The sequence below is a fragment of the Streptomyces sp. NPDC030165 genome (genome assembly GCF_055573595.1).
Genome location: NZ_JBVIBD010000006.1, coordinates 289647 through 309545, shown reverse-complemented (window position 1 = coordinate 309545; position 19899 = coordinate 289647). Strand labels below are relative to the sequence as shown.

21 protein-coding genes, 1 tRNA gene and 1 riboswitch are annotated in these 19899 nt (G+C 70.6%); of the genes, 14 read left to right on the top strand and 8 right to left on the bottom strand.

What is annotated here, in order from left to right; translation table 11 throughout:
* Positions 1-145: 145 nt before the first annotated feature.
* Together ACZ4Z1_RS14505 and ACZ4Z1_RS14500 are read right to left on the bottom strand one after the other, a co-directional pair.
* Positions 146-1414: a PTS transporter subunit EIIC gene (locus ACZ4Z1_RS14505; RefSeq protein ID WP_468486906.1), complete on the bottom strand. Its 1269-nt coding sequence runs from the start codon at positions 1412-1414 to the stop codon at positions 146-148.
* Positions 1415-1669: 255 nt separating this feature from the next.
* Positions 1670-2980, bottom strand: coding sequence for a PTS transporter subunit EIIC (locus tag ACZ4Z1_RS14500; protein ID WP_468486905.1), 1311 nt, complete (start codon positions 2978-2980; stop codon positions 1670-1672).
* Positions 2981-3208: 228 nt separating this feature from the next.
* Between ACZ4Z1_RS14500 and ACZ4Z1_RS14495 the strand changes: the two genes are divergently transcribed.
* From ACZ4Z1_RS14495 to rdgB, 5 genes are all read left to right on the top strand, one after another.
* A complete protein-coding gene (locus ACZ4Z1_RS14495; RefSeq protein ID WP_003986022.1) occupies positions 3209-3442 on the top strand; it encodes a PTS sugar transporter subunit IIB in 234 nt (77 codons plus the stop codon).
* A 324-nt stretch (positions 3443-3766) separates the two neighbouring features.
* On the top strand, positions 3767-4498 hold the full coding sequence (rph, locus tag ACZ4Z1_RS14490) for a ribonuclease PH (protein WP_365835374.1): 732 nt from the start codon (positions 3767-3769) through the stop codon (positions 4496-4498).
* 155 nt (positions 4499-4653) lie between these two features.
* Positions 4654-4818 carry an SCO1431 family membrane protein gene (locus ACZ4Z1_RS14485; RefSeq protein ID WP_468486904.1) on the top strand — a complete coding sequence of 55 codons (165 nt, stop codon included), beginning with the start codon at positions 4654-4656 and terminating at the stop codon, positions 4816-4818.
* A 154-nt stretch (positions 4819-4972) separates the two neighbouring features.
* Positions 4973-5398: a hypothetical protein gene (locus ACZ4Z1_RS14480; protein WP_468486903.1), complete on the top strand. Its 426-nt coding sequence runs from the start codon at positions 4973-4975 to the stop codon at positions 5396-5398.
* Positions 5399-5407: 9 nt separating this feature from the next.
* Entirely contained in the window at positions 5408-6010 is a 603-nt protein-coding gene (gene rdgB / locus ACZ4Z1_RS14475) for an RdgB/HAM1 family non-canonical purine NTP pyrophosphatase (protein WP_468486902.1), read from the top strand.
* A gap of 74 nt (positions 6011-6084) precedes the next feature.
* Here the strand turns inward: rdgB and ACZ4Z1_RS14470 are convergent.
* The 4 genes from ACZ4Z1_RS14470 to ACZ4Z1_RS14455 all read right to left on the bottom strand — a co-directional run bounded on the left by ACZ4Z1_RS14470 (position 6085) and on the right by ACZ4Z1_RS14455 (position 9216).
* Positions 6085-6170, bottom strand: a tRNA-Leu gene (locus ACZ4Z1_RS14470).
* A 42-nt stretch (positions 6171-6212) separates the two neighbouring features.
* A complete protein-coding gene (locus tag ACZ4Z1_RS14465; RefSeq protein ID WP_468486901.1) occupies positions 6213-6869 on the bottom strand; it encodes an HNH endonuclease in 657 nt (218 codons plus the stop codon).
* Complete coding sequence (locus tag ACZ4Z1_RS14460; protein WP_468486900.1) at positions 6866-7528, bottom strand: HNH endonuclease signature motif containing protein; 663 nt, start codon at positions 7526-7528, stop codon at positions 6866-6868. The genes ACZ4Z1_RS14465 and ACZ4Z1_RS14460 overlap by 4 nt, the downstream gene beginning before the upstream one ends.
* A gap of 149 nt (positions 7529-7677) precedes the next feature.
* Positions 7678-9216 carry an MFS transporter gene (locus tag ACZ4Z1_RS14455; RefSeq protein ID WP_468486899.1) on the bottom strand — a complete coding sequence of 513 codons (1539 nt, stop codon included), beginning with the start codon at positions 9214-9216 and terminating at the stop codon, positions 7678-7680.
* Between the two features lie 525 nt (positions 9217-9741).
* Here ACZ4Z1_RS14455 and ACZ4Z1_RS14450 point away from each other — a divergent pair.
* Both ACZ4Z1_RS14450 and ACZ4Z1_RS14445 read left to right on the top strand, forming a co-directional pair.
* Positions 9742-10248 carry a hypothetical protein gene (locus tag ACZ4Z1_RS14450; RefSeq protein WP_468486898.1) on the top strand — a complete coding sequence of 169 codons (507 nt, stop codon included), beginning with the start codon at positions 9742-9744 and terminating at the stop codon, positions 10246-10248.
* Positions 10248-11591 (top strand): sensor histidine kinase, encoded by a 1344-nt coding sequence (locus ACZ4Z1_RS14445; RefSeq protein ID WP_468486897.1) that lies wholly within the window; start codon positions 10248-10250, stop codon positions 11589-11591. The genes ACZ4Z1_RS14450 and ACZ4Z1_RS14445 overlap by 1 nt, the downstream gene beginning before the upstream one ends.
* A gap of 143 nt (positions 11592-11734) precedes the next feature.
* On the opposite strand, the gene bcp is transcribed toward ACZ4Z1_RS14445, so the two are convergent.
* Positions 11735-12202 (bottom strand): thioredoxin-dependent thiol peroxidase, encoded by a 468-nt coding sequence (gene bcp / locus ACZ4Z1_RS14440; RefSeq protein ID WP_468486896.1) that lies wholly within the window; start codon positions 12200-12202, stop codon positions 11735-11737.
* A 192-nt stretch (positions 12203-12394) separates the two neighbouring features.
* On the opposite strand from bcp, the gene ACZ4Z1_RS14435 reads away from it, so the two are divergent.
* The 3 genes from ACZ4Z1_RS14435 to ACZ4Z1_RS14425 all read left to right on the top strand — a co-directional run bounded on the left by ACZ4Z1_RS14435 (position 12395) and on the right by ACZ4Z1_RS14425 (position 13642).
* Positions 12395-12715 carry a DUF3618 domain-containing protein gene (locus ACZ4Z1_RS14435; RefSeq protein WP_030023732.1) on the top strand — a complete coding sequence of 107 codons (321 nt, stop codon included), beginning with the start codon at positions 12395-12397 and terminating at the stop codon, positions 12713-12715.
* Positions 12716-12827: 112 nt separating this feature from the next.
* Positions 12828-13130: a GroES family chaperonin gene (locus tag ACZ4Z1_RS14430; protein ID WP_174856576.1), complete on the top strand. Its 303-nt coding sequence runs from the start codon at positions 12828-12830 to the stop codon at positions 13128-13130.
* A gap of 91 nt (positions 13131-13221) precedes the next feature.
* A riboswitch (guanidine-III (ykkC-III) riboswitch) is annotated at positions 13222-13287 on the top strand.
* Between the two features lie 34 nt (positions 13288-13321).
* Positions 13322-13642 (top strand): DMT family transporter, encoded by a 321-nt coding sequence (locus ACZ4Z1_RS14425; RefSeq protein ID WP_030023730.1) that lies wholly within the window; start codon positions 13322-13324, stop codon positions 13640-13642.
* A 40-nt stretch (positions 13643-13682) separates the two neighbouring features.
* Here the strand turns inward: ACZ4Z1_RS14425 and ACZ4Z1_RS14420 are convergent, their stop codons facing one another.
* Complete coding sequence (locus ACZ4Z1_RS14420) at positions 13683-16118, bottom strand: transglycosylase domain-containing protein (protein ID WP_468486895.1); 2436 nt, start codon at positions 16116-16118, stop codon at positions 13683-13685.
* Between the two features lie 295 nt (positions 16119-16413).
* Between ACZ4Z1_RS14420 and ACZ4Z1_RS14415 the strand changes: the two genes are divergently transcribed.
* From ACZ4Z1_RS14415 to ACZ4Z1_RS14400, 4 genes are all read left to right on the top strand, one after another.
* Positions 16414-17211, top strand: a complete 798-nt coding sequence (locus ACZ4Z1_RS14415; protein ID WP_468486894.1) for an ABC transporter permease — start codon at positions 16414-16416, stop codon at positions 17209-17211.
* A gap of 70 nt (positions 17212-17281) precedes the next feature.
* Positions 17282-18046 (top strand): ABC transporter permease, encoded by a 765-nt coding sequence (locus ACZ4Z1_RS14410; RefSeq protein WP_468487025.1) that lies wholly within the window; start codon positions 17282-17284, stop codon positions 18044-18046.
* A 7-nt stretch (positions 18047-18053) separates the two neighbouring features.
* Positions 18054-19139, top strand: a complete 1086-nt coding sequence (locus tag ACZ4Z1_RS14405) for an ABC transporter ATP-binding protein (RefSeq protein ID WP_468486893.1) — start codon at positions 18054-18056, stop codon at positions 19137-19139.
* A 17-nt stretch (positions 19140-19156) separates the two neighbouring features.
* Positions 19157-19870: a DUF1707 SHOCT-like domain-containing protein gene (locus tag ACZ4Z1_RS14400; RefSeq protein WP_468486892.1), complete on the top strand. Its 714-nt coding sequence runs from the start codon at positions 19157-19159 to the stop codon at positions 19868-19870.
* The last annotated feature ends 29 nt before the right edge of the window (positions 19871-19899 follow it).

The window sequence follows — 19899 nt, the reverse complement described above, 5'->3', positions numbered from 1 at the left end:
AAGGGGGGGGGTGGGTGCTGGGGTTGGAGGCGCGCACCGGGTCCATGTACATAAAGTGGTCCCCCCACCCCAGGCCTGGAACCGACATCCCCCCGCGACCATGTGGTCACGGGGGCCTGCCGCGTACGGGCCGGGCGGCCGGGGCCTACTTGCCCTCGACCTTCTGCATCTCGGCGATCTCCTCGTCGGACTCGCGGCCCGGCGTCTTGAGGTTGAACTTGATGATCGCGAACCGGAAGATCACGTAGTACAGGGCCGCGAAGCACAGGCCGACCACGGCCAGCATCAGCGGCTTGGTCGCGATGCCCAGGTTCAGCAGGTAGTCGATCGCGCCGGCCGAGAAGCCGAAGCCGTCCTTCATGCCCAGCGCCCAGGTCAGCGCCATCGACACACCGGTCAGTACGGCGTGCACCGCGTACAGCACCGGCGCGATGAACATGAACGTGAACTCGATCGGCTCGGTCACGCCGGTGACGAAGGCGGTCAGGGCGAGCGAGAGCATCATGCCGCCGACGACCTTGCGGCGCTCGGGGCGGGCGCAGTGCACGATCGCCAGGCACGCGGCGGGCAGCGCGAACATCATGATCGGGAAGAAGCCGGTCATGAACTGGCCGGCGCTCGGGTCGCCCTGCAGGAAGCGGGCGATGTCGCCGTGCTTGCCCTCGAAGTCGCCCGCCTGGAACCAGGGGAAGGAGTTCAGCAGGTGGTGCATGCCGACCGCGATCAGACCGCGGTTGGCGACGCCGAAGATGCCCGCGCCGACCGCGCCGGAGCCGACCAGCCACTCACCGAAGTTGTGCAGACCGGCGCCGAGAACCGGCCAGATGTAACCGAAGACGATGCCGATGACCAGGCCCGCGAAGGACGACAGGATCGGCACCAGGCGGCGGCCGCTGAAGAAGCCGAGCCAGTCCGGCAGCTTCTTGCGGCTGTAGCGCTGGTAGAGCAGGGCGACCACGATGCCCATCACCACGCCGCCGAGCACCTTGGCGTCGGCGGGCGCGGCCTCCTGGACTATCTTCCCGTCCACCACCTTGGCGATCTTCGGGAGGCTGTCGTCCCCGAACGTCGCCAGCACCTTGCTGAAGACCAGGTAGCCGACGACGGCGGCCAGGCCGGTCGAGCCGTCCGCCTTCTTGGCGAAGCCGATGGCGATACCGACGGCGAACAGCAGCGGCATGTTGTCCAGGAGCGCACCGCCACCGGCGGCCATGAACTCCGCGATCTTGTTCAGGAACGCGGGGAACGACTCCCTGCCGAGCATGTCCGGCTGGCCGAGCCGGACCATGAGCGCCGCGGCGGGCAGCGTCGCGATCGGCAGCATGAGGCTGCGGCCGATGCGCTGGGCGACGGCCATGGCGCCGGCGCCGCGGCGCTTCTTGTCGGGAGCCGCCGAAGCGGTGGCCGAACTCATCGGATTCCTCCTGGTGAGGCGGGCTCTCGGAGAAAGGGGACGGCCCGCCGGCTTGGTCTACACCACTCAGTGGTTTAGACCATTCTTAGCATGTCGCCCACACATAAAGGAATCCGTTGTTCCCAAAGGTTTAGATCACATGCCGAGCGGCCTACAAGTGCCGCGGCCGCAAGGGCCGGTCGGCCCGGGCCGTACGCCCGATCACCCCGCCCCGCCCGTCCGGAGCCTTCCCGCGCCCCCGCCCGCCGTGCCCCCCTACTTCGTATTCTCCTTCGTCAGCTCCTCCTCCACCTCCTCCGGCTCACGGCCCGGAGTGTGCAGGTCGAACTTGGTGATCACGAAGCGGAACAGCACGTAATAGACGACCGCGAAACACAGACCGATCGGAATGATCATCCACGGCCTGGTCGCCAGCCCCCAGTTGATCACGTAGTCGATCAGACCCGCCGAGAAACTGAACCCGTCCTTGACGCCCAGCGCCCAGCTCACCGCCATCGACACCCCCGTCAGCACGGCATGGATCGCGTACAGCACCGGCGCGACGAACAGGAACGAGTACTCGATCGGCTCGGTCACCCCCGTGACGAAGGACGTCAGGCCGACCGACAGCATCAGACCGCCGATCTCCTTGCGGCGGTGCGGCTTGGCACAGTGCGTGATCGCCAGCGCCGCGGCCGGCAGCGCGAACATCATGATCGGGAAGAAACCCGTGGTGAACTGCCCGGCCGTCGGATCACCCGCCAGGAACCGGTTGACGTCACCGTGCACCGACGTACCGTCCGGCTTGGTGAAATCACCGAACTGGAACCACATGAACGTATTCAGGAACTGGTGCATCCCGATCACCAGCATCGCCCGGTTCGCCACCCCGAAAACGCCCGAACCGGCTGCCCCCAGATCCGTCAGCCACTCGCTGAAGCCGGTCAGCGCGTCACCGACCGGCGGCCACACCCACAGACACAGCGCCGCGAAGGCCAGCCCCACGAACGCCATGATGATCGGCACCAGCCGGCGCCCATTGAAGAAACCCAGCCAGTCCACCAGCTTCACCCGGTGGCAGCGCTGCCAGATCCACGCGGTGAAGAAACCCATGACGATGCCGCCGAAGACCCCCGGATTCTGGAAGGCCGCCGGAGTGGCCTTGCCGCTCCCGTCGACACACACCCCGCCCCACTGCCCGGCCGTGGCGTACGTGGCCCCCGCCGCACAGTCCTGCGGGAACTGGTGCAGCACCGAGTAGTACACGAGGAAGCCGGCCACCGCCGCCAGCGCCGTCGAACCGTCCGCCTTCTTCGCCATCCCGATCGCCACACCGACGCAGAACAGCAGCGGCAGGCCCAGCGAGGAATCCAGCAGCGCGCCGCCCGCACCGGCGAACACCTTCGCCACGTGCTCCCAGCCCAGACCGTCCGCGCCGAAGACATCCGGCTGGCCGAGCCGGTTGAGGATGCCCGCGGCCGGCAGCACGGCGATGGGGAGCTGGAGACTGCGCCCCATCTTCTGCAGGCCCTGGAACAGCCCCGCCGACCGCTTCTTCGTTCCCGCCGCTGCCGCGTTCGAACTCATCCGCGTCCTCCCGGCCGCCGACCCGTAGCGGGCCGGCTCGCTACGTACCGCATACTGATGGTGTAGACCACTTGTAGTGCGTTTCGGACCCCCGGAAAAGCGCTGCCGGGTGGTCGCCATCATTCGCCAGAGCGCGGGCACATGCCCGGGTAACTGGGCTGAACGTGCGTTACCGTGTGATCACCGCGCGGCACCGACCGCCGGTGGCCGAGACAAGCAGGAGTGGACATGGCCAGCAAGGCTGAGAAGATCGTCGCCGGGCTCGGCGGCCTCGACAACATCGAAGAGGTCGAGGGCTGCATCACCCGCCTGCGCACCGAGGTCGCCGACCCCTCGCTGGTCGACGAGGCCGCACTCAAGGCCGCCGGCGCGCACGGCGTCGTGAAGATGGGCACCGCCATCCAGGTCGTCATCGGCACCGACGCCGACCCGATCGCCGCTGAGATCGAAGACATGATGTGAGCAGCTGACCGCTCACCCGCCGGGCCCCGGCCGCCCGCCGCCCCCGGCGACGGACCGGGGCTCCGGCATGCGTACGGACAGCCGGTTACGCGTACGCACATGAGGACGGCCGGTGTGCGCCTCCGTACCGTAAAGACGGCCGGAATACGCGTCCGTACGGTCGGCCGGTACGCGCACACACACATACGGACGGCGCGGTACACACGTACGACATACGGCCGGGACGCGCGTACGCACCCGCACCCCGCCTCACCCGACGGGCCCTCACCAGGCCCTCACCCGATCCGGAACCCGCCCCTCTGCCGAGCCGATAGGGTCGGGGCCATGTCTCGTATCGACGGCCGCACCCCCGACCAGCTCCGCCCCGTCACCATGGAACGCGGCTGGAGCAAGCACGCCGAAGGCTCCGTACTGATCTCCTTCGGCGACACCAAGGTCTTCTGCACCGCCTCCCTCACCGAGGGCGTCCCGCGCTGGCGCAAGGGCAGCGGCGAGGGCTGGGTCACCGCCGAGTACTCCATGCTGCCGCGCTCCACCAACACCCGCGGCGACCGCGAATCCGTCCGCGGCAAGATCGGCGGCCGCACCCACGAGATCTCCCGCCTCATCGGCCGCTCACTGCGCGCCGTCATCGACTTCAAGGCCCTCGGCGAGAACACCGTCGTCCTGGACTGCGACGTCCTCCAGGCCGACGGCGGCACCCGGACCGCCGCCATCACCGGCGCCTACGTCGCCCTCGCCGACGCCATCGCCTGGGCCCAGGCCAAGAAGAGCATCAAGGCCGGCCGCCAGCCGCTCATCGGCACCGTCTCCGCCGTCAGCGTCGGCATCGTCGGCGGCGTACCGATGCTCGACCTCTGCTACGAGGAGGACGTGCGCGCCGAGACCGACATGAACGTCGTCTGCACCGGCGACGGCCGCTTCGTCGAGGTCCAGGGCACCGCCGAGGCCGAACCCTTCGCCCGCGAGGAGCTCAACTCCCTCCTCGACCTGGCCGTCGCCGGCTGCGCGTCCCTCGACGCCGCCCAGCGCGAGGCCCTCGCCCGCACCCTCTGACGGACCCCACCGCCGTACGGGCCTCTTGACGCGCCGGCCCCCGCCACCGCGGGCCGGCGCGGCCCGCGGCCACCCGTCGAGCGCCCCCTGTGACCTTTCCCTCGTGGGATCTGCGTCTCTAGGAAAACACCGACCGGCCGCGCACCGTGGAACACATGTCCACTTCCGCTGCCACGGCTGCCGCAGCCGACGCCTCCGCCACCCTGTCCCGGGCCCGCACCGGCGGGCCCAAGGACGGCAACAACCTGCTGGAACACATCGTCGGCTGGGCTCTCGTCGTCGTCCTGGCCATGCTCTTCACCCAGACCGGCCTCATGTGACGCGCGGGGCGCACGCCCCGCACCGTTCCGTACCACCCCGGCGCTGCCGGCCCCTCCGACACTCCCGGACCCGGCAACCAAAGCCCGCCCGACAGCGTTCTCCCTGATACCGGTGCACCGACCGTGCACGGCACGCCCAGGGGAGGACCGTTCCATGGCTCTACGCCGCCGTACCGCACTCCGCCGCACCACGGACCGCCGCCCCGCGGCCACCACCGCGGCCGTCCTGGCGGCGGCCGCCCTCGCCGTCCCGCTCCTCACCGCCTGCGGAGCGGTCGAGAAGGCCGTCGGCTGCGCCAAGACCGCCACGACGTTCGCCAACGACCTGTCCTCCCTCACACAGGACCTCGGCAACGCCGCCGACAGCCCCCAGGACGCCGAGCGCGCCATCGACCGGCTCAACGACGACCTCGGCAAGATCCGCAAGACGACGGACGACCCCGACGTCCAAAAGGCCCTCAGCGGCCTGACCGACGCCCTGGACAAGGCCGACGATGCCGTACGCGCCGGCCGCACCCCCGACCTGACCGCACTGCGCGACGCGGCCGGCGCACTCACCAAGAGCTGCGCGACGGGATAATCGGGCCTCATGAAACGCCTGATCCTCGCCACCCGCAACGCCGGCAAAGTCACCGAACTCCGCGCCATCCTGGCCGCCGCCGACCTCGACGTCGAACTCGTCGGCGCCGACGCCTACCCGGACGTCCCCGACGTCAAGGAAACCGGCGTCACCTTCGCCGAGAACGCCCTCCTCAAGGCCCACGCCCTCGCGCAGGCCACCGGCCACCCGGCCGTCGCCGACGACTCCGGCCTGTGCGTCGACGTCCTCGGCGGCGCCCCCGGCATCTTCTCCGCCCGCTGGGCCGGCCGGCACGGCGACGACCAGGCCAATCTCGACCTGCTGCTCGCCCAGCTCTCCGACATCGCCGACGGCCACCGCGCGGCCCACTTCGCCTGCGCCGCGGCCCTCGCCCTCCCCGACGGCACCGAACGCGTCGTCGAGGGCCGCCTCGAAGGCACCCTCCGCCACACCCCCGCCGGCACCGGCGGCTTCGGCTACGACCCGATCCTGGCGCCCCTCGGCGACACCCGCACCTGCGCCGAACTGACCCCCGACGAGAAGAACGCCATCAGCCACCGCGGCAAGGCGTTCCGGGGGCTGGTACCGGTGGTGCGGGAGCTGGTGGGCTGAGGGCGCGGGCACTCCGCCGGACGACGAAGGCCCGGCCCCGTACGTCACGGGGCCGGGCCTTCGATTCAAAGGCGTGCGGCCGGAGGGACTCGAACCCTCACGGGGAATTACCCCCACTGGTACCTAAAACCAGCATGGCTGCCTGTTACATCACGGCCGCTGGGCACTGCCATGGTACTGGGTGGCGAACACCGTAGGAGAGCTACACCCTACGGCGACCGCCCCGGCACCAAGTGGAAGTGCCCGCGTGACAGTTGGGGCAGAGAAACCTGAGATTGCACTGCCGGTCGTCGCTCCAGTCGCCGTTGACGTGATCGATCTCCAGTGTCATCGGTCGGCCGTGCCACACCGGGCCGATTCCGCACTCCGCGCACCGGTCGGCGACGCCGCTCTCCAGCAACGCCCGCCGCAGCAGCGATGTGCCCGTGCGGCGTCCGGTTTCCTGCTTCCTGAGGATGTCGTGTGCGGCTCGTTGGTTGTGCGTCTTCTTTCCCCGTTGGTGAGCCTGGCCCAGGAAATGGCTGGTGTCGATGGTGTACTCGTCGACCCAGCGTCGGAACAGCCGTCGGGTACGGGTATTCACCGGCCTCTTCAGATGCCGCAGGGCGGCTGCTACAGAACTGCAGGAGGCGACGGCGCCTTGAAGCTCTTCCTTTGTGGGCCGCGGATGCGCGGTCCGGTGGCCCACGGCTTCGAAATGCGAAACGTCGATGCCGAAGTGGGCGAAGCGTCGCAAAATGTGACGTCGGAGCTGGTGATAGGGGTGCACGCTGCAGAAGGCGATGACCTCGTCGATGTTCTTGCAGCACCGAGCGGCTTCGTGAAGCAGTTCCCGGGTGTAGCGCACATTGCTGCTCACCGCTGCGCACCTGCCCGCCCGGTCCTGGTGCCTTTGCTGCGGCCGCGGTAGGAGTCTGTCACCGAGTGGCAGTTGGGACAGAGGATTCGGAGATTCTCCAGGCGGTTGTTCCGCCAGTTGCCGTCGATGTGATCGACTTCCAGCGGGATGGTGTTGCCGCGCCAGACCGGTCCCGTACCGCACATCGTGCACTGATCCGTCACGCCATGGGCCAGCATGACCGCCTTCAAGCTGCTGCTCTGCACCCGGCGGGCGCCGGTGGCCGGCATTTCCACCAGCAGGTGATCACCGCACCGGCGGCGGGAGGCCGGTTTCGCTCGGCTTCGGCCAGTGAAATGCGAGGTGTCGATTCCCAGGACACGGATACGGCGGCTGATGTGAGTGTGATAGCCGCCTACCACTTCAAGGCCCAGATACCGCAGTACCTCGCACATGTTCGAGGAGGAAGCCACTGCGGGCTCCGGCACTGCCCTGGTCCAGCGGACACCGTCACCCGTGAAATGCGACGTGTCGATGGCCATCGACTTCATGCGCTCACGGATGTAGCGACGCCCCGTCCCCTTCGGGTCCACACCTAATGCGACCAATGCCTCCGACAACGTATGAGACGAAGCCGCCGCCTCGGCCAACCGCTCGCGAGTATAGGGACTTACCGGCATGTGACCCCCCGTTACGTTCTTCGGCTGTGTATTGCACCCTCGAACTCCTCAACGACCCCCACCCCCGCCCGGTTACGCCAGACGGCCCAACAGAACGGCGGCCCCCGTCCGCCATGGACGAGGGCCGCCGTACCGGAAGTCCGCCGGATTCAGAACCGCGGATCCGGCGACTGAGCCGTCACCATCTCCACGGCTTCCTCCTTGGTGGCCACGGCGGGCGGGGAACCTTCCAGGGGCTGTTGGGCGGTTTCCTTCATGCAGGCTACGGCGATGGCGCCGACGAGGGCGGCGCCCATGGCGTAGTAGGCGGGGATCATGTCGTTGCCGCCGAAGCCGTCCATGAGGGCGGTGATGACCAGGGGGGTGGTGCCGCCGAAGAGGGAGACGGCGAGGTTGTAGCCGATGGAGAGGGAGCCGTAGCGGACGCTGGTGGGGAAGAGGGCGGGGAGCGCGGCGGACATGGTGCCCAGGAGGCAGACCAGGGAGAGGCCGAGCATCAGCATGCCGGGGATGATCGCGGCCATGCTGCCCTGCTTGACCAGCAGGAAGGCGGGGATGGAGAGGAGGAAGAAGCCGAGCATGCCGGTCATCAGGAGGGGCTTGCGGCCGTAGCGGTCGTTGAGCCGGCCGACGCTGCTGATGATGCACATCAGGACGGCCATGGTGCCGATGACGATCAGCAGGCCGTGTGCCTCGTCGTAGTGGAGGGTGTCGGTCAGGTAGGTCGGCATGTAGGAGAGCAGCATGTAGTGGCAGATGTTGTACGCGCCGACCAGCGCGATGCACAGGATCAGCATCGGCCACTGCTGCGAGAAGATCTCGCCGAGCTTCTTCTTGGGGGCGTTCTCCGAGAGGTGGGAGAAGTCGGCTTCGGTCTCGGTGACGGAGGCGTCGCCGTTGTGGGTCTGGGCCGCTTCGAGCTTCTGGAAGGCGGGGGTCTCGTCGAGCCTCATCCGCAGGTAGAGGCCGACCAGGCCGAGGGGTCCGGCGACCAGGAAGGGGATGCGCCAGCCCCAGTCGTGCATGGTCTCGGAGCCGAGTGTGGTGTTGAGGATGAGGACCAGGCCGGCGGCGCCGGTGTAGCCGGCCAGGGTGCCCATCTCCAGGAAGCTGCCGAAGAAGCCGCGCCTCTTGTCGGGCGCGTACTCGGCGATGAAGGTGGAGGCGCCGCCGTATTCGCCGCCGGTGGAGAAGCCCTGGATCATGCGGAAGACGATCAGCAGGATCGGGGCCCACAGGCCGATGGCGGAGTACGAGGGGATCAGGCCGATGCAGAGGGTGCCCGCGGCCATCATGATCATGGTGAGGGCGAGGACCTTCTTGCGGCCGACGCGGTCGCCGAGGGGTCCGAAGAACGCGCCGCCGATGGGGCGTACGAGGAAGGCGACGGCGAAGGTGGCGAAGGAGGACAGCAGGCTGGCGGTGTCGCTGCCGCCGGGGAAGAAGACCTTTCCGATGGTGACCGCGAGGTAGCTGTAGATGCCGAAGTCGAACCATTCCATGGCGTTGCCGAGCGCGGCGGCCTTCACGGCGCGTTTGACGATGCGCTCGTCGGTCACCGTGATGTCGGTGCGGCGCAGCCGGGGGTTCTGGCGGCGGGCGACGGCACGGAACAGGTTTCTGTGGCGTTTGAACGCCGCAGGGTCCCGGTCGGTCGTGGGTTCGGCTTCGGTGCTGCCGGTCGGCACGAGTCGAGTCCTCTCGGTCGGTCAGCGCGCTCGATGCGCGGCAGGTGGGTCGCGGCGGTCGTGGGCGTCCGGGGGCCGGGTGGCTGGGGGGCCGGGTCGGCCGTCGGCGGTCGCCGGTGATCACAAAGGTGGTCGTACGACAGGTGCGCCTGCGCAGTGGAGCGCGACTCAAACCACTCTGGCCCCACAACGCGACGTACGTCACGTGGCGTGCGCCGTCCGGCGCAGCGGTTTCTCCCGGTTTCGTGGTGGATTTCGCCAGGGGTGTGACGGTCGCTGTTACAGAACTGGTACAAAGCCGCGTGGTCACCGAAGCGTCCGGGCAATCAGCCCGTGTGGCGGGGAGGGGAGAGTTGCGGGTATCGAAACCGCCCTTATGCTCCGAACCGTTCGCTCTGCGGACACCTCGCGTACGTGTGTCTTGTTGTCGCGCGCGTGGGACGTTCACCCGGTGCGCTCGACGCGTTCGGATGTGGTGGCCCGTTCTGTGCCGGCACGGGGCCGCTGCCCCGGAAGGAGAAGTTCATGACCGACCGCGAAGGCTCCCGCCGGTTCAGCGGGCGCACCGCCCTGGCGACCTTCGCCGCGGTCACCGCGCTGGCGGCCGCCGGTGTGTGGTTCAGCCAGGCGGCGGACCGCGCGTCGGCGGTGGACGCGGCGCCGAAGACGTCGGCGGTGCGGGACGTGAAGTCGGCCGGGAAGGCGTCCGGCGGGCTGCCGGGTGTGCGGGACTGCGGGTTCGGCGAGCCGGAGATCAAGCCGCAGGTCATCACGTTGACGTGCGCTGACGCGGGCATGGTGGCGACCGGCATCACGTGGGACCGGTACGGCACGGCGGAGGCCGAGGGCAGGGGCATGGTGCAGGTGGAGAAGGCCGCGGCGGGGGCGGGCGCGGATGCCGGGTTCCCGGCGACGTTCCGGCTGTACGGGGCGAAGACGGTGGACGGCGCGCGGGCCTTCACGGGGCTGGAGGTGACGTACGAGGGCTCGACGCCGCTCGGTGATTCGACGGAGATGTACAACCTCGCGTGATGGGGATCCGAGGCCGGATCGCCCTGGCCATTTCGTGTGTGACGGTGCTGGCGGTGGTGGTGCTGGGCTTCGCGGTGCACCACATCGTGGACGCGGAGCGGGAGCGTTCGGCGCGTTCGTACCAGGACGACCGGCTCAGTTCGGCGCTGCAGATCTACGAGCGGGACGGCACGCTGGCGCTGGGCGCGCAGCTGGACGACGCGACGCTGCCGAGTCCGCTGCGGGCCGCGGTCTTCGAGGGCAAGTCGGGTACGTACGTGAGTCAGGGCGAGGATCCGCGGGTGTGGGCGGCTACCGGGGTGGGCGGCGGTTCCGGGGCCGGTGGTTCCGGTTCGGGTGGTTCCGGGGCCGGCAGCGGTTCCCGGTCGCAGCCGCGCACGCTGTCGGTGTCGGCGGCGTTCCCGGACAACGACCCGGCCCAGGAGGCGCTGGACCGGGCGCTGCTGATCGCGGGCATCGGCACGGTGGTGCTGATGGCGGGTGTGTCGTGGTTCGTCTCGCAGCGGCTGTCGCGGCGGCTGCGGCACAGTGCGGCGGCGGCGCGCCGGATCGCGGCGGGTGAGCCGCCGGATGCGGACGCGCTGGCGGCGGGCGGCCGGGACGAGGTGGCCGAGCTGGGCCGTTCGGTGCACCACATGGCGACGTCGCTGGCGGCGCGGGTGGAGGCGGAGCGCAAGTTCACCGCCGACGTGGCGCACGAGCTGCGTACCCCGGTGGCGGGGCTGGTCGCGGCGTCGGAGCTGCTGCCGCACGAGCGGGCCGTCGAGCTGGTGCGGGACCGGGCGCAGACGATGCGCAATCTGGTCGAGGACCTGCTGGAGGTGTCGCGGCTGGACGCGGGTGTGGAGTCCGCGCAGCTGGACGCGGTGGACCTGCCGTCGCTGGTGCGCGGGATCGTGGGCCGGGCGGAGCGGGTGCGCGGCATCACGGGTGTCGAGGTCGTCGTGGCGGGCCCGGCGCGGGTGGTGGAGACCGACCGGCGCCGGGTGGAGCGGGTGCTGGTCAACCTGCTGGCGAACGCGGCCAAGCACGGCGCGCCGCCGGTGGAGGTACGGGTCGAGGGCGCGCGGATCGTCGTACGCGATCACGGTCCCGGGTATCCGCCGGAACTGTGCGCGGAGGGGCCGCGCCGGTTCCGTACGGCGGCTCCGGAGCGCGGTACGGGGCACGGCCTGGGGCTGACGATCGCGGCCGGGCAGGCGGAGGTGCTGGGCGGCCGGCTGGTGTTCGGTACGGCCGAGGGGGGCGGCGCGGAGGCGGTGCTGGAGCTGCCGGGGCCGTCGGAGCCGGACGAGGCGGAGCGGGTGCCGGTGGCGGAGCGGGGTGCGGTGACGGCCTCGTAAAGGAAGGGACTGTGTGGGGCCGGGGCCGGCGTGTGCGAGGACACCCGGGCCCCGGCGGGCCCCCGGCGGGCCCGGGCTGACGGTTCTCGGCGGCCGTCAGGCCCGGACTGCGGCCCCGGCAGCCGTCAGCCCGGGCCACGGTCCTACAGCCCCAGATCCTTGATGATCTTGGCGACGTGGCCGGTGGCCTTCACGTTGTACAGGGCCCGCTCGACCTTGCCCTCCTCGTCCACGATCACCGTGGAGCGGATGACGCCGGTCACGACCTTGCCGTACAGCTTCTTCTCGCCGAAGGCGCCGTACGCCTCGAGGACCTTCTTGTCGGGGTCGCCCAGCAGGGTGACCGACAGCTCCTCCTTCTCGCGGAACTTCGCGAGCTTTTCCGGCTTGTCGGGGGAGATGCCGATGACGTCGTAGCCGTGGCCGGCCAGGAAGTCGAGGTTGTCGGTGAAGTCGCAGGCCTGCTTGGTGCAGCCGGGGGTCAGTGCGGCCGGGTAGAAGTACACGATGACCTTGCGGCCCCGGTGGTCGGCGAGCGAGACCTGCCGGCCGTCCGCGTCGGGGAGGGTGAAGGCGGGGGCGGTGTCGCCGGGCTGCAGTCGCTCGCTCATGGCTCTCCTTGGGGTGGGCGGCACGCGGGGAACACGTACGGGGTGGCGGGTGCGCGAGCGCGTCGCGCCCCTGTTTGCGGTACGCCCCGAGGTTACTGAGCCGCCCGAAAAGGGGGTGCTGTGGGGCGGCGGGGCGTGGGTGCTGACAGACTGTCCGCACGGAGACGGATCGAGACGACCGGAGGCAGCGCGGTGTCGGAAGCCAGGACCCCTGCGCAGATCGAGAAGGACATCGTCCGCAGGCGGCAGGAGCTTGCCGTGACGCTGGACGAGATCGGTGTGCGGCTGCACCCGAAGACGATCATGGGGGACGCGAAGGCGAAGACGGCGGCGGCCGTGGACCGCACGGCGGGGCGGGCGTACGTGGCCGCCAACCGCGCGGTCTCGGACATCCGCGCCCAGCTGGTGGCGGAGGACGGCGCGCCCCGCCTGGAGCGGGTGGTGCCGCTGGCGATGATCGGGGTGGCTGTCGTCGGGCTGCTCGTGGTGGGCTCCAGGCGCCGCCGTTCCTAGGAGCCGTTCCCGTCAGGACCCGGGACGGGCCGTGCCGGGCCGTGCGGCCAGGTACGGTCGTGCCGTGAGCCCGAATAACGCCAAGGACACCCACGACAAGCTGCCCATCCGGATGCTGCACGACCGGGTGCTGGTCCGTACCGACATCGCCGAGGGCGAGCGCCGCTCCACCGGCGGCATCGTCATTCCCGCGACCGCGGCGGTCGGCCGCCGCCTGGCCTGGGCCGAGGTGGTCGCGGTGGGGCAGAACGTACGGACCGTGGAGCCCGGTGACCGGGTGCTGTACGACCCGGAGGACCGGGCCGAGGTCGAGGTGCGCGGCGTCGCGTACGTGCTGATGCGCGAGCGTGACCTGCACGCGGTGGCGGCGGAGCGCCTGGAGGGCGCCGAGGACGCGACGGGACTGTACCTGTAGGGCGGTAGCGGCAGGGGCCGGACCGCGGAGTGGTAGGGCCGTACGGAGGCGACGGCGGGCGGTGACCAGGGTCACCGCCCGTTTTGCGTGCCTTTTGCTAGGGTCGGAAGCATCCCGACGAGACGCGCCGTACCGGGTCACGACAAGACGACGCACCCCTGTAGAAGCTCGTTTTCCACGGAGGTGCCGTCATGGCATGGATCCTGCTCGCCGTCGCCGGTCTGCTGGAGGTCGGCTGGTCGATCGGTATGAAGTTCACCGACGGCTTCACCCGGCTGTGGCCCAGCGTCTTCACCGGCGCGGGCATCGTCGCCAGCATGGTGCTGCTCTCGTACGCCGCCCGGACCCTGCCGATCGGCACCGCCTACGGCGTCTGGGTCGGCATCGGCGCGGCCGGCGCCGCGGTCGTCGGCATGCTGGTGCTCGGCGAGCCCGCCACCGCCGCGCGGATCTTCTTCATCTGCTTGTTGCTGGTGGCGGTGGTGGGTCTGAAGATGACGTCCGGCCACTGACACAGCCGTACGCCCCCTCACGGCTCGCTCGGGCTCCCCCTCAAGCCCCCGGAAAGTTCTCCCACCCTCCGTACCCTCCGTCGTACCCGCCTCCCATGCCGCCGCCGATGCCGCCCACGCTGCCCACGCCGCCCCGGCTGCCCCCGCCGATGGCGCCCTCGGCGCCTCCGGCGGGGGGCTCCACGGTGGGCCAGTCATCGGTGGGGGCGGTGGTCGGCTGCTCGGTCGGGAAGGTGGGGAAGCTGGGTCCTGGGGCCGTGGTGGGGCCGCTGGTCGGCGGGGTGCCGGTCGGGCCGGTGGGCGGGAGGGTGTCGGTCGGCGGTGCCGCGCTGGTGCTCGGCGACTCGCTGGGCGTGGTCGGTGACTCGCTGGGCGGCCGGCTCGCGCCCTCCTCCAGGTCCAGGTCGAAGTCCTTGGCCGGCTTCCCCTCCAGGGCCGCAGCGGTGTACGCGGCCCAGATCTCGGCGGGGAAGCCACCGCCGTTGATCCGGGCCTGGCCGGCCGCGCCGTACAGCGGCTTCTGCGCGCCGGTGTCCGGGTCCTGGCCCAGCACGCCGACGACGGTGGCCAGGTCGGGGGTGTAGCCCGCGAACCAGGCGGCCTTGTCCTGTTCCGCGGTGCCGGTCTTGCCGGCCGCGGGCCGTCCGACGGCGCGGGCCGCGGCGCCGGTGCCGCCGGGGCTCTCGATGACGCTGCGCAGGATCGAGGTGGTGGTGTCGGCGGCGTTGCGGGGGACCGCGGTCTTCTCGCCGCGGTCGGGCAGGTCGACGGTTTCGCCGCCCTTGGTGGCCTTGCCGACGAGGCTGTACGCGTGCTGCTTGCCGTGGTTGGCGAGGGTGGCGTACACCTGCGTCATGTCCAGGACGCTGGGGGTGGCGGTGCCGAGCGAGACGGCGCCCTCGGAGGAGCCGAGGCTGGGTGTGTCCTTGGGGATGCCGAGGTCGATGGCGGTGTCCTTGACCTTCTGCGGGCCGACGTCGACACCCATCTGGGCGTACACGGCGTTGACGGACTTGTCGGTGGCGGTGGAGACGGTGATCGGCCCGTAGGAGCGGCCGTCCTCGTTCTCGGGGGCGAAGCCGGTGCGCCGGCCGTTGCTGACGGCCTCGCGCTTGTTGGTGCCGTCGTAGACCGTGTTCGGGGTGATCTTGTTGCCGTCCTGGGTGACGGCGTCGTTGGCGACGGCGGAGGTGAAGACGATCGGCTTGAAGATGGAGCCGACCTGGTAGTCGCGGCGGGTGGCGCTGTTGACGTACTGCCTGGCGTAGTCGATGCCGCCGTACATGGCGACGACGTTGCCGGTGGCGGGGTCGATGGAGGCGCCGCCGGCCCGTACGTAGCGGTCGGGCCCGGACGTGCCGAGCTGCTGCATCAGCTTCTCGTCGACGGCTTCGACCAGGGCGTCCTGGCGCTTCTTGTCGAGGGTGGTGGTGATGCGGTAGCCGCCGGCGGCCAGCGTCCGGTCGTCGATGATCTTGTTGTTGGTCAGGTAGTCCTTGACCGCTTCGACGAGGTAGCCGCGCTGGCCGGACAGGCCGGTGGGCGGCTTGGCCTTGCCGGGGGTGGGGAACTTCAGCGTGGCCCGTTCGGACTGGCTGATCCACTTCTTCTTGACCATGCCGTCCAGGACGTAGTTCCAGCGGTCCAGGGCGCGCTGCCGGTTCTCGGGGTGGGTGGCGACGTCGTACGCGCTGGGCGCGTTGAGCAGGGTGGCGAGGTAGGCGCCCTCGGCGGTGGTGAGCTGGTCGGAGTTCTTGCTGTAGTACGCCTGGGCGGCGGCCTGGATGCCGTACGCGTTGCGTCCGTAGTAGCTGGTGTTGAGGTAGCCCTCCAGGATCTCGGACTTGCTGCGCTCGCGGTCCAGCTTGATCGCGATGAAGAACTCCTTGGCCTTGCGGGTGACGGTCTGCTCCTGGCCGAGGTAGTAGTTCTTCACGTACTGCTGGGTGATGGTGGAGCCGGACTGCTTGCCCTTGCCGGTGACGGTGTTCCACGCGGCGCGGAGCATGGCGACGGGGTCGACGGCGGACTCGGAGTAGAAGTCGCGGTCCTCGGCGGCCAGTACGGCTTCCTGGGTGGTCTTCGGTACCTGGCTCAGCGGCACGTTCTCGCGGTTGACCTTGCCGTCGCGGGCGATCTGGCTGCCGTCGGCGTAGAGGTAGACGTTGCTCTGCGCCTGGGCGGCCTGGTTGGCGGCGGGGATGGGCACGAGCATGTAGCCGGCGACGAGGCCGCCCGCGATCAGCAGCAGGATGAGCAGGAAGCCGCCCAGGACCATCCGCCAGGTGGGCAGGGCCCGCCGCCAGCCGGTGCGCTTCGGGCGGGCCTTGCCACCCTTGCCGGCCGTGGCCTGTCCGCCGGCCGCCGGGCTCTCCCGGGGGCCGTCCCCGCCGGCGGCCGCGGGCAACTCGGAGCGTGCGGCCCACCTCGGTACGCGGGGGCCGGCCTTGCCGTCCTGCTGCGGATCGTCGCTCATGTCTGTATGGACTCCTCGGCCGCCGCCGAGGGTTGTACCGCGGCGGATCGGTGACGTGTCGGGCGATTCGCGTTCAAAGCCGGAAAAGGAACTGTCGCCCGATACGAAACTCTCGCATCATGCCCTTCACCCACGAGGGGCGGCGCGCACCTGTGACCGCTCCGTGACCGGCCGAACGGGTCGTAAGTCTCACCGGAACGGGTGAATAAATGCGTGGCCGGGCCCCAGCGCGCCGCACTAGGCTCCGGTGCTCCGCGCCGAGGTGGCGCGCCGTCAGGTACGGGAGGCGCCGCACGTGTTGTACGCAGCCGTCGCGGCCGGCAGCTTCCGGCGCTATGCCACCTACCGTATCGCCACCGCCTCCGGCGTCTTCACCAACACCGTCTTCGGCTTCGTCATCGCCTACACCTACACCGCCCTGTGGACCGAGCGCCCCCGCCTGGGCGGTTACGACCTGCCGCAGGCGCTGACCTTCGTGTGGACCGGCCAGGCGCTGCTGGCGGCCACCGGGCTGCTGATCGGCGGCGGCATGGACGAGCTGCAGGAGCGCATCCGCAGCGGGGACATCGCCGTCGACCTGTACCGGCCTGCCGACCTCCAGGTGTGGTGGCTGGCCGCGGACCTCGGGCGGGCCGCTTTCCAGCTGCTGGGCCGGGGGCTGGTGCCGATGGCGGTGGGCACGCTGGTCTTCCCGTCGGCGCTGCCCGTCTCCCCGGTGACCTGGCTGCTGTTCCTGGTGTCGGTGGCGCTCGGGGTGGTGGTGGGCTTCGCGCTGCGTTATCTGGTGGCGTTGACGTCCTTCTGGCTGCTGGACGGTGCGGGGGTGGCGATGGTGGCCGGGCTGCTGTGTCTGTTCTTCTCGGGGATGGTGCTGCCGCTGACCGTCTTTCCCGGTGGCTTCGGGGAGGCCGTACGGCTGCTGCCGTGGTCCTCGATGCTCCAGGTGCCGGCCGACGTACTGCTGGAGGTGCACGACGGCGTGGGCGTGGCGCGGGCGCTGGCCTTCCAGGCGGGGTGGGCGGTGGTGCTGCTGGCGGCGGGGCGGCTGGTGCAGTCCGTGGCGACGCGGAAGGTCGTGGTGCAGGGTGGCTGAGGAGTGGGCACCGGCCGGGGCGGCGTCGCGGCTCGGCGCGGGTCTGCGGGCGTACGGGCTGATCGTGGCGATGTGGGTACGTTCCACGCTCGCCTACCGGACGTCCTTCCTGCTGACGGCGCTCGGTCACTTCGCCGCCACCGGGCTGGACTTCGTGGCCATCTTGCTGATGTTCTCGCACGTCACCGCCCTCGGCGGGTTCTCGCTGCCCGAGGTGGCGTTCCTGTACGGCACGTCCAACGCGGCACTGGGCCTGGCGGACCTGGCGCTGGGGAGCATGGACCGGCTCGGGTCCCGGGTCAGGGACGGCACGATGGACGTCCTTCTGGTGCGGCCCGTACCGGTCTTCGCGCAGGTCGCCGCGGACCGTTTCGCGCTGCGGCGGCTGGGGCGGATCCTGCAGGCGGCGCTGGTGCTGGGCTGGTCGCTGCCCCTGCTGGAGGTGGACTGGACGCCGGGCCGGGTGCTGCTGGTGCCGCTGATGCTGCTGTGCGGTGCGGTGATCTTCGGGGCGGTCTTCACCCTCGGGGCCGCGTTCCAGTTCGTCGCGCAGGACGCGGCCGAGGTGCAGAACTCGTTCACGTACGGCGGGACGACGATGCTCCAGTACCCGCCCACCGTCTTCGCCGAGGACCTGGTGCGCGGCGTGACCTTCATCGTCCCGCTGGCCTTCGTCAACTGGCTGCCCGCGCTGCGCCTGCTGGGCCGCGACGATCCGCTCGGGCTGCCGGGCTGGGTGGACTTCCTCGGGCCCGCGGTGGCGGTGGGGATGTGTGTACTGGCCTGGCTGGCCTGGCGGGCGGGCCTGCGGAACTATCGGAGCACGGGGAGCTGAGGACGGCATGCGGAGCGGGCCGGGGGACGCGGTGCGGGGATCGGAGCGGTCCGGGGGCGTGGTGGCGTCCCGTGACGAGGCGCGGCAGCGGCACGAGCCGGCGCACGGCTGCGGGCAGTCCGGTGGCGAGCCCGGTTTCATCGAGCTGGACGGCGTCGAGAAGGTCTTCCGCGTACGGCGCAGGGCGGGGCGGCTGCGGCGGGTGCGCGAGGAGGTGCGGGCCGTCGACGGCATCAGCTTCCGGGTGCCGCGCGGCGCGATGGTCGGCTACATCGGCCCGAACGGCGCGGGCAAGTCCACCACCGTCAAGATGCTCACCGGCATCCTGGTGCCCAGCGGTGGCCGGCTGCGGGTGGCGGGTATCGACCCCGCGCGCGAGCGCACCCGGCTCGCGCGCCGTGTCGGGGTGGTCTTCGGGCAGCGTACGACGCTGTGGTGGGACCTGCCGCTGAAGGACTCCTACGAGCTGGTGCGGCGGATGTACCGGATTCCGGACGCCGTGTACCGCCGGAACCTGGAGCGCTGTGTCGAACTGCTCGACCTGGGGGAGCTGTTGCCGGTCCCGGTGCGGCAGCTCTCGCTCGGCCAGCGGATGCGCGGTGACATCGCGGCGGCGCTGCTGCACGACCCGGAGGTGCTCTACCTCGACGAGCCGACGATCGGCCTGGACGTCATCAGCAAGGCGAAGGTCCGCGGCTTCCTCCGCGAGGTGAACGCGGAGCAGGGCACCACCGTCCTGCTGACCACCCACGACCTCACCGACATCGAGCAGTTGTGCCGCCGGGTGATGGTCATCGACCACGGCCGGCTGGTGTACGACGGCGGCCTGGACGGGCTGCACGCCGTGGGCCGCAGCGAACGGACGCTGGTCGTGGACCTGGAACGGGAGCTGCCGCCGATCGAGGGCGTGCCCGGCGCCCGTACGGTCAGGGTCGAAGGCCCGCGGCAGTGGCTGGCGTTCCCGGCGGCGCAGAGCGCGGCCCCGGTCGTCTCGGCAGTGGCGGAACGGTATCCGCTGGTGGACCTGTCGGTGCGGGAACCGGACATCGAGGACGTCATCTCCCGGATGTACGCGGACAGTCGGACACCATGAGGCATTAATCTGTCCGTATGACTGATGAACTCCCCGATCTGCGCGCTTCGGACGCCGACCGCGACCGGGTCGCCGGCATCCTGCGCGAGGCGCTCGCCGAAGGGCGGCTGGCGATGGAGGAGTTCGACGAGCGGCTGACCGCGACGTACCAGGCGCGGACGGTCGGTGCCCTGCGTCCGCTGGTCGCCGACCTGCCGCAGACGTTCGACGGCGGGGTGCCGGACACCCGGGCCGCCGGGGCGGGGGTGACCGGCTGGCGGGAGCGGATCGGCGGTGAGCCGTCCTCCCGCGGGGCCTTCGCCTTCTGGAGCGGATTCTCGCGCAAAGGGCGCTGGACGGTGCCGCGGACGTTCACCGCGGGGGTGTTCCAGGCGGGTGGCGAGATCGACCTGCGGGACGCCTGCTTCGAGGCCGGCGAGGTCACGGTGCGCTGCTTCGCGCTGATGGGCGGCATCGATGTCGTGGTGCCGCCGGGCGTCGAGGTCCAGGTGACCGGCTGGGGCTTCATGGGCGGCTTCGACAACGGCGACGGCGAGCCGGGGGACCCGGGCGCGCCGCGGGTGAGGATCACCGGATTCGCGATGATGGGCGGCGTCGGTGTCCGGCGCAAGCTGTCCAGGCTGGAGAAGCAGCGGATCAGGCTGGAGCGCGAGCGGCGCGCGGAGCCGGGGCTTCCGGGGGACGCGGGCGGGTACGAGGTGCCGGAGCGGCGGCGCAAGGAGCTGGGCTGAGGCCGTGGGACGCGTACGGGGCGGGACGC

Excerpts from the sequence above, each read along its gene's own strand:
- ACZ4Z1_RS14505 (WP_468486906.1), bottom strand. The coding sequence starts at position 1,414 with ATGAGTTCGGCCACCGCTTCGGCGGCTCCCGACAAGAAGCGCCGCGGC.
- ACZ4Z1_RS14500 (WP_468486905.1), bottom strand. The coding sequence starts at position 2,980 with ATGAGTTCGAACGCGGCAGCGGCGGGAACGAAGAAGCGGTCGGCGGGG.
- ACZ4Z1_RS14480 (WP_468486903.1), top strand. The coding sequence starts at position 4,973 with ATGGCTCTACGCCGCCGTACCGCACTCCGCCGCACCACGGACCGCCGC.
- ACZ4Z1_RS14445 (WP_468486897.1), top strand. The coding sequence starts at position 10,248 with ATGGGGATCCGAGGCCGGATCGCCCTGGCCATTTCGTGTGTGACGGTG.
- ACZ4Z1_RS14450 (WP_468486898.1), top strand. The coding sequence starts at position 9,742 with ATGACCGACCGCGAAGGCTCCCGCCGGTTCAGCGGGCGCACCGCCCTG.
- ACZ4Z1_RS14460 (WP_468486900.1), bottom strand. The coding sequence starts at position 7,528 with ATGCCGGTAAGTCCCTATACTCGCGAGCGGTTGGCCGAGGCGGCGGCT.
- bcp (WP_468486896.1), bottom strand. The coding sequence starts at position 12,202 with ATGAGCGAGCGACTGCAGCCCGGCGACACCGCCCCCGCCTTCACCCTC.
- ACZ4Z1_RS14495 (WP_003986022.1), top strand. The coding sequence starts at position 3,209 with ATGGCCAGCAAGGCTGAGAAGATCGTCGCCGGGCTCGGCGGCCTCGAC.
- ACZ4Z1_RS14400 (WP_468486892.1), top strand. The coding sequence starts at position 19,157 with ATGACTGATGAACTCCCCGATCTGCGCGCTTCGGACGCCGACCGCGAC.
- ACZ4Z1_RS14430 (WP_174856576.1), top strand. The coding sequence starts at position 12,828 with ATGCTGCACGACCGGGTGCTGGTCCGTACCGACATCGCCGAGGGCGAG.
- ACZ4Z1_RS14425 (WP_030023730.1), top strand. The coding sequence starts at position 13,322 with ATGGCATGGATCCTGCTCGCCGTCGCCGGTCTGCTGGAGGTCGGCTGG.
- rph (WP_365835374.1), top strand. The coding sequence starts at position 3,767 with ATGTCTCGTATCGACGGCCGCACCCCCGACCAGCTCCGCCCCGTCACC.
- ACZ4Z1_RS14405 (WP_468486893.1), top strand. The coding sequence starts at position 18,054 with ATGCGGAGCGGGCCGGGGGACGCGGTGCGGGGATCGGAGCGGTCCGGG.
- ACZ4Z1_RS14420 (WP_468486895.1), bottom strand. The coding sequence starts at position 16,118 with ATGAGCGACGATCCGCAGCAGGACGGCAAGGCCGGCCCCCGCGTACCG.
- ACZ4Z1_RS14485 (WP_468486904.1), top strand. The coding sequence starts at position 4,654 with ATGTCCACTTCCGCTGCCACGGCTGCCGCAGCCGACGCCTCCGCCACC.
- rdgB (WP_468486902.1), top strand. The coding sequence starts at position 5,408 with ATGAAACGCCTGATCCTCGCCACCCGCAACGCCGGCAAAGTCACCGAA.
- ACZ4Z1_RS14410 (WP_468487025.1), top strand. The coding sequence starts at position 17,282 with ATGTGGGTACGTTCCACGCTCGCCTACCGGACGTCCTTCCTGCTGACG.